Origin of the sequence: Limibacter armeniacum (assembly GCF_036880985.1) — a bacterium.
Lineage (GTDB): Bacteria > Bacteroidota > Bacteroidia > Cytophagales > Flammeovirgaceae > Limibacter > Limibacter armeniacum.
The window spans coordinates 2,833,943-2,842,655 of record NZ_JBAJNO010000008.1 but is presented as its reverse complement, the minus strand read 5'-3'; the positions used below and the strand labels follow the sequence as shown (position 1 = coordinate 2,842,655).

At 41.1% G+C, this 8,713-nt stretch carries 12 protein-coding genes; 10 read left to right on the top strand and 2 right to left on the bottom strand.

All coding sequences use genetic code 11. The features are described 5' to 3' along the window. Window positions 1-649 precede the first annotated feature (649 nt). A complete protein-coding gene (locus V6R21_RS17645; RefSeq protein WP_334241764.1) occupies window positions 650-1,177 on the bottom strand; it encodes a helix-turn-helix domain-containing protein in 528 nt (175 codons plus the stop codon). A gap of 169 nt (window positions 1,178-1,346) precedes the next feature. Between V6R21_RS17645 and V6R21_RS17640 the strand changes: the two genes are divergently transcribed. Continuing rightward, window positions 1,347-1,661 (top strand): hypothetical protein, encoded by a 315-nt coding sequence (locus tag V6R21_RS17640; protein ID WP_334241761.1) that lies wholly within the window; start codon window positions 1,347-1,349, stop codon window positions 1,659-1,661. A 40-nt stretch (window positions 1,662-1,701) separates the two neighbouring features. After that, window positions 1,702-2,196 (top strand): hypothetical protein, encoded by a 495-nt coding sequence (locus tag V6R21_RS17635; RefSeq protein ID WP_334241759.1) that lies wholly within the window; start codon window positions 1,702-1,704, stop codon window positions 2,194-2,196. On the opposite strand, the gene V6R21_RS17630 is transcribed toward V6R21_RS17635, so the two are convergent. After that, entirely contained in the window at window positions 2,143-2,508 is a 366-nt protein-coding gene (locus V6R21_RS17630) for a hypothetical protein (RefSeq protein WP_334241758.1), read from the bottom strand. The genes V6R21_RS17635 and V6R21_RS17630 overlap by 54 nt on opposite strands. 339 nt (window positions 2,509-2,847) lie before the next feature. Here V6R21_RS17630 and V6R21_RS17625 point away from each other — a divergent pair, with 339 nt between their 5' ends. The 8 genes from V6R21_RS17625 to V6R21_RS17590 all read left to right on the top strand — a co-directional run bounded on the left by V6R21_RS17625 (window position 2,848) and on the right by V6R21_RS17590 (window position 8,713). After that, window positions 2,848-3,081, top strand: coding sequence for a hypothetical protein (locus tag V6R21_RS17625; RefSeq protein ID WP_334241756.1), 234 nt, complete (start codon window positions 2,848-2,850; stop codon window positions 3,079-3,081). Window positions 3,082-3,085: 4 nt separating this feature from the next. Continuing rightward, the gene (locus V6R21_RS17620) at window positions 3,086-3,526 is read left to right on the top strand and encodes a hypothetical protein (RefSeq protein WP_334241754.1); all 441 of its coding nucleotides are present in this window, start codon (window positions 3,086-3,088) and stop codon (window positions 3,524-3,526) included. A 4-nt stretch (window positions 3,527-3,530) separates the two neighbouring features. Then, the gene (locus V6R21_RS17615) at window positions 3,531-3,884 is read left to right on the top strand and encodes a DUF2528 family protein (RefSeq protein WP_334241752.1); all 354 of its coding nucleotides are present in this window, start codon (window positions 3,531-3,533) and stop codon (window positions 3,882-3,884) included. Window positions 3,885-3,953: 69 nt separating this feature from the next. Next, entirely contained in the window at window positions 3,954-4,451 is a 498-nt protein-coding gene (locus V6R21_RS17610; protein ID WP_334241750.1) for a hypothetical protein, read from the top strand. Next, window positions 4,441-5,058, top strand: a complete 618-nt coding sequence (locus V6R21_RS17605) for a hypothetical protein (RefSeq protein ID WP_334241748.1) — start codon at window positions 4,441-4,443, stop codon at window positions 5,056-5,058. The genes V6R21_RS17610 and V6R21_RS17605 overlap by 11 nt, the downstream gene beginning before the upstream one ends. Next, window positions 5,055-5,750 carry a hypothetical protein gene (locus V6R21_RS17600; RefSeq protein ID WP_334241747.1) on the top strand — a complete coding sequence of 232 codons (696 nt, stop codon included), beginning with the start codon at window positions 5,055-5,057 and terminating at the stop codon, window positions 5,748-5,750. The genes V6R21_RS17605 and V6R21_RS17600 overlap by 4 nt, the downstream gene beginning before the upstream one ends. Window positions 5,751-5,807: 57 nt before the next feature. Further along, entirely contained in the window at window positions 5,808-6,317 is a 510-nt protein-coding gene (locus V6R21_RS17595) for a hypothetical protein (protein WP_334241745.1), read from the top strand. Then, window positions 6,314-8,713 carry a primase-helicase family protein gene (locus V6R21_RS17590; RefSeq protein WP_334241743.1) on the top strand — a complete coding sequence of 800 codons (2,400 nt, stop codon included), beginning with the start codon at window positions 6,314-6,316 and terminating at the stop codon, window positions 8,711-8,713. The genes V6R21_RS17595 and V6R21_RS17590 overlap by 4 nt, the downstream gene beginning before the upstream one ends.

Here is an 8,713-nt window from a genome sequence, read left to right as displayed (position 1 = left end):
TATCTTGCACTTTCAAGGCATATGTCCCGAAGGGATTGTATATGCCAGCGATGGGATTATTAAGTTTGACTTTTTATTCGGAGCAATACACCTGCCCCGAAGAGGCTATACACGTTAGTGATGGGTTTTACCGCGCGTGCAACAGCATCGAAACAGGCAACGAGATAACTCCGGTTATTTAGTACATCTTAATTATCCCATCAGTAGAAACGTACATTATTCAACCCTGAAAGGGCTATATTTTTAGGGTGATAATCCATTACTCACGATTTAAGCAAGTATTGAATTGGAATAGAGATTTCCTACTCTAATCCTTTCACATATTATGATCTACTAAATGATGTTATCCTGTTCAACCCTTTCAGGGTTATGATATATTGATTGCTGTAAAATCCAGATTGCCATCTGGAGCTAATATGGTTTGTTTCCTTCGGAAACGGTGTTTGCTGTATGAAAAAATAATCCCGAAGGGATTATTTTCCAAATTTTAAATTACTAGATGTCAGAAAGTTAAGCGAGCGCTTAACTGGGGTGATACCAGGACTGTTACCAAAAAGTGATTAAATAACCCTAGAATTACACAATCCCGCCGGATTGTGTAACACATCCCGAACTTTTTGGACCAAGTTTTAGTATCCTGAACCTGGGGTTAAGCAGCAACATTGTGGTTACGCTTTGGGTATTCTTCTACCCAATAGTTCAAGGATTCTATCTCTTTTTCAGCCTCTGACATTTCAGTATCACCCGCCAACTTTCCCGACTGCCTATTAGCAGGCTGGTCATCCGCATTCATGGTCAATTTCATTCCATTATTCTTCGCCATCTGATTTAACATCTGGAACATGGCCAAAAAAGGGTCTGTATTTGATTTAAGGCTTTCCAGTTGTTTTTCAATTTTCTCAAACCTTGAATCTATTTCTTCAACTTTAGGTTTACTTTCCGAAGATCTGATTCCTTCTTCAGTAATAAGCATTTCCCCACGTCCAGTAACTAACCAATCAACATTCAAATCGGGATAAATCTCAAAAAGTTGAATTATGTTATTCAGCTTTGGAGCGCTTCTTCCTTTCCTCCAATCGTATATTGTTGTTAGTGAGCAATTTAACTCACGCGCTAATTGATCAACAGTTAATTCTTTTTCAATCATAAACTGTGTTATGCGATTTGAAATACTCATAATATTGTAACTTTATCTTTAATGGATTGGGATTATTCCTTGTGTTTTAAACTTAATCCGTATATAATTGTAATGTTAAATGATAGTAAATATGGTTTAACCGTATTAAACAGCGTTTAACAAAAGTAGCAAAAAAGGCTAAGAATTAAATACCTAGAACCGTTTTATCATGACTGAACCACAAATACAAACGATATATACTGGGGTGAAACTTGAAATTCCATTAAGGAAACACCTTGTAACTCTCAAAAAAGTTTACGGGAAATCAAATATGGGTGATGTTTTAAAGTATCTCCTCAAACAGGACCTAGTAAAAAATAAGGATCAGCCTTTTGCTCAAAAGAATTTTAAGGAAGCACTGGAAAGCGGTTTACTTGGTTACGATGTTTTAGACCCCGCTACTGCCGAAAGTAGTTCATATCCTCACATCAATGAAGTGGATGCTTCAAGTACAGAGCCTTGCACTGTACCTGATTGTTCTTAATTATTCCCGCTATTGGAGAGAGGTTTTAAAAAAAATTGAAATGAAAGCAGCACTAGAACAAATTCTTTACGCATTAGCACCTGACACTACAATTACCTATAGCGAAGTCATAGTATGTCAGGTATATAATAAAGAAAACTACAAGCTCAATATCACTTGTGGTTTTACGGGAGACAACCTGATGCAAGCTAACATTGAAACGCCAATAGGCGCTACCATAACGCTGTTCAGGTCGCAAAAGATCAGTCATGCCAAAGAGGTTATCTCACTACTGAAGAATAACTATTTCGTGATGGAGCATTTCAGCAATGAGCTATCCAGCTTTATCACAAACCTTGATTTCAGTAGTATGTCAAACCAGGAACTGGCAGACTTCATATTGGCAAACAATGAAAGGGTATCTAACATGCTTTCATGTTACCAAAAGAAGGATTTGCCAAATCAACACCAAGAGTTCCTGATTGGATTGGCTAAAGAAACCTTAGAATTTGAAGCGGTCAGTAACTTCCACTATACGCCTAATAGAAGTTCTTAGGCTATAAGAGTTAAAGGCATTGGACAGATTCGACCGCTCCTGTTCAATAATGGCTCGCTCAACATCTGTCAGTTTGAACTTGAGAAATTTGTCAGCGGCTTGCAAGACATCTTTCTTGACTTTAGCAAAGAGTTTCTCAGTCTTACCAAGATGCTTGACGTTGCTACTTCCGCTCTCAGACAAGACAAGGTTACTCATAGCAGAAGAGTGAAGTTTTAGATTAGAGCCATCGTAGTGTTTTCGGAATGCCCTGGTCATATATACCTGATAAGTCATTCCATCATTATAAAGTACTTGTTCATTTTCATTCATAGGTTATCTGTTTTTGTGGTGAAAAATAAGGTTTAAGCGCTATTAAATTACACAATTTCAAGGTAATCGGAAACACGGAGCGGGGCGAATGTCCTGCTCCATTTAAGGCATAAAATTTTTGATTGATAATGGGTTAAACAGAGGGGTCAAGTAAAAGGCATTGCCTTTTACCTGATTGGGATTTCTTCCCACATCCAATTGCATACTCATAACATTATATATATCGGGTTCTTACCCCTCCTGTACGCCATAAGCAAAAAACATATGCTGACGGTGCAACAGGTAAACTATGCCCTTTTGGGTTTTGAAAATTATGTATAACCGTAAAAGCTATCACTGATGACTACACAAGAATTTAATGAACTGTACGATGGAGAGACACCACTTACAGCCCTATCAAGCAACATCCTTGATGAGATGGAAACTTATGCAGGTGATATGAAAGACCTTGCAGAAGAGAACTATCAAGATGATGAAGCCGAAGAATGGGAGAACACACTTTATACTATTCAAATGGCAAACCTCGAAGTAAGGAAAGCTGAATGCGAAGCACAAGAATCACAAAACAAGTAAAACGATGACAAAAGCAGAACAAGATTACTGGAAGAAAAGGTGTAATGCAGCAGAAGCATATCTAAATGAAATACATCATGGAGACGGAACCAACAAGTCAAAAACCTACAGTGAATGGGTCCAGTCGAAAGAACTTGAACCTACTCCAAGTCAACCGACAAGAACACCAACCAATAAGGAGTACGACCTCGAAACCATTCAGGATATCTGTAATGTGGTCACTGCCGAAAACCTAGATGATTTCATAGCTGACTTTAAGGAGTCACTAAACATGATTATTCAGGTGAAAAATAACGCCAGTATATTACTCAAAGCTTCAGGCCAAAACGTAACTGATGAGATGATGAATGAGATGGTGAAGGTTGGTAAAATCGGTTGGATTGATGATGGGAAAACTTACACTCCAGATCAGGAAATGTCATTAACCATCGCTCCAAAACCTTAAAGCCATGCCAATAAAAGAATATAGATGTCAATACGACTCATCCTATGCCGAGGTCACATTCGAAGTCGATACTGATGTTTTTACTACTGAATCAGCAAATGTACTGCTTGAATATTGGGACTGGGACTATGACGAAGAAGCTGACGAAATCGAAGAGGCAATTAGAAAGTGGTCACTTGAATGTTTTCGTGAAGCGATGTCCAGAAGGATTGATAATGCTGATCAGCTTATTGATGTATTTGACTCAAAACCGGAATGGCCCAAACTGGACGGATCAATAGGTGTAAAAGTTGTCAACTTCAGTCCATTTGAGTTACGAGAGGATTGGCTAACGGTAGACATAAACCCACAACATTAATTAAATCCATAAACAAAAAAAGGCCACATCACTTAACGCCTGATGCAGCCTTTTAAACTAAAATTTCGAATGATAAAGATACCGAATTACGAACAGATTCACAACATCATCAGAATGGTTTGCAAGTACTCAGAGAGGCACTTATACTATCCTGATTTTAGAAAGATTTTCGGGGATCACACCAACCCTGAGCACCTTCACAAGAAATACGAATCTACACGTTTCAGCCTTCCTGAGTTTATCCTGATGGTGGACTCAGAGGCTGAGCAGCTTTTCGCTGAGTATATCAGCAAGGAAATAAACAGCCTACTGCCAATTGACTCAGTCAAGAAACATATAAAGGACTGGTGTTTTTTTACCTACAACCTCAAGCCTGTAGAGATGTTTGATCTAGTGTTTGGCAGACATGCCCAACTGGTGAAATACAGACTTCCTACACATGATCCGTTTTCGGCAAAATCAATCTGCCACTTATTCCACAACGCTAACCAGTTGGAGAGAGAACGGATGATCTCTTACGCATTATACTTATTCAAAGAACCTATTCAGATATACAATGAAGCATAAAACACACTGGGTATTCGAACTAAAGAACAGAACGGACCTACTACTCTTTATGCTCCGTCAAACAAGTGGCTTTGCGCTGATGATCGGCCTAATGGCATTTGTCCAGGCTATAAGCATCGCCATCTTTTTTGCCTCCATTTTCGAGAGCAAAATCAGTTCACAACTGGAAGCCATGGGAATGGATAACAGCTCTATGCTGATGCACACACTTTCCATCCTTTTGGGACTTTGTGCAGGTCTGGTTATCGAGGCGGGTTCCTTCTTTTTCGCCATCAACGGCATGCAAAAGAGCAGCTACTTTTCAGCGTTTGTCAGCGGCTGCTTATCCATCGCCAGTTACCACGCCATTTTGTACAGCGAGCAAATCAATGAGCTGCTAATCTTCGGAATTGGGGTGCTCGGTTTCTTCCCTTCACTCTTTATTATGATCGCCAGCCACGAGCTAGCCAAGCGAGTGGAGAAAGAAAACTTTGAGCAAATGATGAGCAAGTACAAGCGACAAGAGAGCGAACCGGAAGCGACCGAACCAACACCCAAAAAGGTACCGGAAGCATCCACCAATTCACAGTTTGAAATCTTGAAATCCAAAATCAATAGACAGGCATGAAAACACTAGAATATATCCTTCGCACCAGTACGATGTTCCGCTTTCTATTCACCATGGCAGTGGTCATTTTGGCTGGTCAGGTAGTAAAGCAAGCCTTTGAGCTGGACAACACAATAGCTTTCACATTTTCGGCAGTGGCGTATATCGCCACTACCCTTCTGAAGGCCACTTACAACACCCTTAAAAACAAGCTTGAAATAGTCTCAGACTATCAAAAACAAGTGGATTCGCTCAAAACCGCTCTCGAAGAGGCACAACAAATCGCTGTTTCGGTAGCGAACTCAGAGCGAAACCTGAAGGCTGAAAAAGACTCGCTCGAACAGGATTTGAAGTTGGAGAAATCCGCTCACACGTCGCTCAAGTCTCGCTACAACGAAATACACCAGTCATGTATCGAGCAGGAAAAAGCCAACTCCGAAATGAGACGACAGCTCAACAATATGGGCGAGTCAGAACAGTCGCTACAATCCGCTAATACTTCGCTCAACAGTCGCTTGAATGACTTCAAAAACAAGGTAGCCGAACTGGAAGAAAACTTGGAAGATGCAGACCGAACACTGGCCATCCAGCGGGAGCAGATCAGCGAACTGAACGAGCAAAAGGAAGAGCTTAACACCAAATACCGATCCGCTCAAAATCGCTTAAATGCGCTGAAAGGTCAGCAAAAAAGAAGGGAACAGGAAGCAGAATAATGTCCTACCTGATTGAATAGCTGGACACCAATTTGGGATAAAAAAGGAGGATAACAGATGAGCGCAACACCCACACATCAGAAGCACTTCCAGTTCCTGACCAACGACCTGCAAAAGGCCATCCAAAAAAAGGAATGGACACTACAGCAAAGTTGGTGCAACGAGAAGAGCCGCAAGTATATCACCGAAGAGCTGACCTTCTATAAGAAGATCATGCAAACCACCACCTCCATTTATAATGGTGTAAAACAGGACTTGGTACAGCGGCACAACGCTTTCGTTAGCCGCAATTCAATGAAAGTGCAATTGGAAAAAGGACGCATGGAATCAGCGCATATGCTAGAGTCATCCGACCTGATCGATAAGCACCGCATAGCAGAGTTTAAGGTGATGATGTTCAAGTTTTGGTTTGCCATCCAGCAGGAGACAGACCAAGACACGATCCAAGCAAAGAGCCGAAGCATTGTAAGGCTCTATGCCCTGATCAGATTTATGGAAGAAGAAATTCCCTACGAGGAAACAGAAAAGACATTAACCGCAGAAGACGCAATCAGTAAAATATTATGAATACCTCAACGATACTTTTTTCACAGGCAATTGAAGCTAAGATGACCATGGATGGAAAGAACCTTTCCAAAAATGTAATCATTGTGCTAGGGTCAGAAACCGAAGGAATTGAAGGAAGTTTACAAGGGGATGACATCGTATTGGTTCAAAAGTTTTACGACTTGTTCAATTACGATTCAATGGAGCCAGTAAAAGAGCTGACCGATATCCTGGACAAACTAACTCCTGAAGTACTGACAATACTCTACCCATCTGATACAAGAGTCAACAAATACCACCCAAACAAAGACCTCTATAAAAAGCCCGCAGGTTTGACAAAACAGATCAAGTCATTCCACAAGGCTTTTAACTACCTAACCAAACGGAAAGGTATTGCAACCAAAAGAATCGTACTGAAAGTAATCAAGGCGGACTACTGGCAGCAAGCCCGAACACTGGATAGGATGCTGTTCGAATTTCCGGATCACGAAGAAGAAATCATTAAATCCCTAAGCAGCGAACATGAAAACAAATGGTTTGATCATGTCAAGCTGGCTGATGGAGAAATGGAACACCTGTACCGCTACTTTGGTATCGACTTTCAGGATCACACGGTACAAGACTTCTATAATATCTATAACAGGTTTGGAGATATTGACAAGTCTGAGTTTATCTATAAGTCTTGCATTTACCAACTGATCAGGGGTGAGATCAAAAAGATCAAGCACGTAGATGCAGACAAGTATATTCAAATCTTGGATAAGATTGTACTGATGTCAGTCCAGTATTTGGGCGAAAATGCTGACCTGTTTGTACGAGGCATGCAGCCAACTTCCTACGAATCGGTAAAAAGGAAATATGGAGCGGATTTTATCAAAGACATCCCCGCTTATGATGGGCTGGCGCTTGAGCCGGACAACACCAAGAACTACCAACGGAGGTTTACCACCAGCAAAGGCAGGTTGGAGTTTGACTATTACAATGTCTACGAACCGCTGAATGTTTATCCTGGCAATTTCAAAACTGCTGAAGAAGCAGCAGAAGCATGTCCCAATATCCTAAGCTATTTCCACCATATCTCACAAGGGAATGCGGAATGGGATGCACCAATATTGGGAGACAGATTAACGGTATTGCTTGACTGGTTCCGGATTGCCTATCGCTATCCAAAAGCCAGACTCCCTATGGTCATCCTGATGAGCCGCGAGCGTGGAACAGGTAAGTCAACCTTACTCAACCTGATGCGATACATCTTTGGAGCCAATGCCATGGTTACTGATATCAACGACCTGTTAGGCAGGTTCAACTCACACAACGCTTACAAGACATATATAGGTCTGGAAGAAATTAAGGTAGAAAGTGAAAGAGACCAGGCGATGAACATGCTAAAGGATTTGATCACAGGACACACAAGATTGATGGAACCAAAAGGTGTGATCAAGTCTGAAGTATCCAACTTTGCTCACTTCATAGCCACCTCAAACCATGAGGATAATATCATGAAGATTGACTCTGATGATGAGGACCGTTTCTTTATGCTGAAACCGCCAGTACTACAAGAGACAAAACCAAACATGCTGCAGATGATGAAGGAAGAAGTCCCTGCATTCCTGAGCATGTTAGTCCAGACTCCTATCCACCATGTAAACCCCAATGCCCGAAACAACAGCATTGCCGAAATGAAGATGGGCCGTCTTTGGTTCAATGTAAAGCACATTCAAACGGAAGAGTTTTTCAATGTGATCAAGCATTCAAAGCCAATGGCCATGAAAGAGGTCGAAACCTTTATGAGAGACCTTTTCCTCAACTTCAATGTGCAAACGGTCAGGATACACCCAAAGGTACTTTGTGACCTGATGAAAGACACCGCCAAGTTTAAGTACAGCCCTGATGACATCAAGCGAGTGTTTGCAGAAAAAGGATACAAAACCCTAAGTACAAGTGTGTCATTTATCTACATCCCTTTGGATGTGGAAAAAGACCATAAAGGCAACCTTCAGTACATCTATTACAGAGAGAAAATCAAGAACACCAGCGAGTACAGGATTCCCAAAAACCGCTATTACGAGCTTCAAGCTGAAGATTGGTTAACACCTGAAGAATTTGAAAGAATCAAGGGTAAGACAATCGACGACCTGAACATTGATGAGGAAAACTACTTGGTTGAAACCGCCAAAATTCACCTGAACGGCAACGCTGAAGACCTGGTATTTGAATACCTCAAAGCTCAGCCAATTAACAGCAGGTGGATAGAAATGGAAGACTTGATGGAAAGGTTTAACCGAAAGGTAGATAACCCAATCAAACAGGATCAATGGCGCAAGCATATACAGAGCTTTCACGACTGGAGCGAGAAAGACAGAACAGTAGTGATCTCAGACAATTACGACAAGATTCAATTTAAACCTCCTTTCTAA

Excerpts from the sequence above, each read along its gene's own strand:
- V6R21_RS17625 (WP_334241756.1), top strand. The coding sequence starts at position 2,848 with ATGACTACACAAGAATTTAATGAACTGTACGATGGAGAGACACCACTT.
- V6R21_RS17610 (WP_334241750.1), top strand. The coding sequence starts at position 3,954 with ATGATAAAGATACCGAATTACGAACAGATTCACAACATCATCAGAATG.
- V6R21_RS17595 (WP_334241745.1), top strand. The coding sequence starts at position 5,808 with ATGAGCGCAACACCCACACATCAGAAGCACTTCCAGTTCCTGACCAAC.
- V6R21_RS17615 (WP_334241752.1), top strand. The coding sequence starts at position 3,531 with ATGCCAATAAAAGAATATAGATGTCAATACGACTCATCCTATGCCGAG.
- V6R21_RS17640 (WP_334241761.1), top strand. The coding sequence starts at position 1,347 with ATGACTGAACCACAAATACAAACGATATATACTGGGGTGAAACTTGAA.
- V6R21_RS17605 (WP_334241748.1), top strand. The coding sequence starts at position 4,441 with ATGAAGCATAAAACACACTGGGTATTCGAACTAAAGAACAGAACGGAC.
- V6R21_RS17630 (WP_334241758.1), bottom strand. The coding sequence starts at position 2,508 with ATGAATGAAAATGAACAAGTACTTTATAATGATGGAATGACTTATCAG.
- V6R21_RS17600 (WP_334241747.1), top strand. The coding sequence starts at position 5,055 with ATGAAAACACTAGAATATATCCTTCGCACCAGTACGATGTTCCGCTTT.
- V6R21_RS17590 (WP_334241743.1), top strand. The coding sequence starts at position 6,314 with ATGAATACCTCAACGATACTTTTTTCACAGGCAATTGAAGCTAAGATG.
- V6R21_RS17645 (WP_334241764.1), bottom strand. The coding sequence starts at position 1,177 with ATGAGTATTTCAAATCGCATAACACAGTTTATGATTGAAAAAGAATTA.
- V6R21_RS17635 (WP_334241759.1), top strand. The coding sequence starts at position 1,702 with ATGAAAGCAGCACTAGAACAAATTCTTTACGCATTAGCACCTGACACT.
- V6R21_RS17620 (WP_334241754.1), top strand. The coding sequence starts at position 3,086 with ATGACAAAAGCAGAACAAGATTACTGGAAGAAAAGGTGTAATGCAGCA.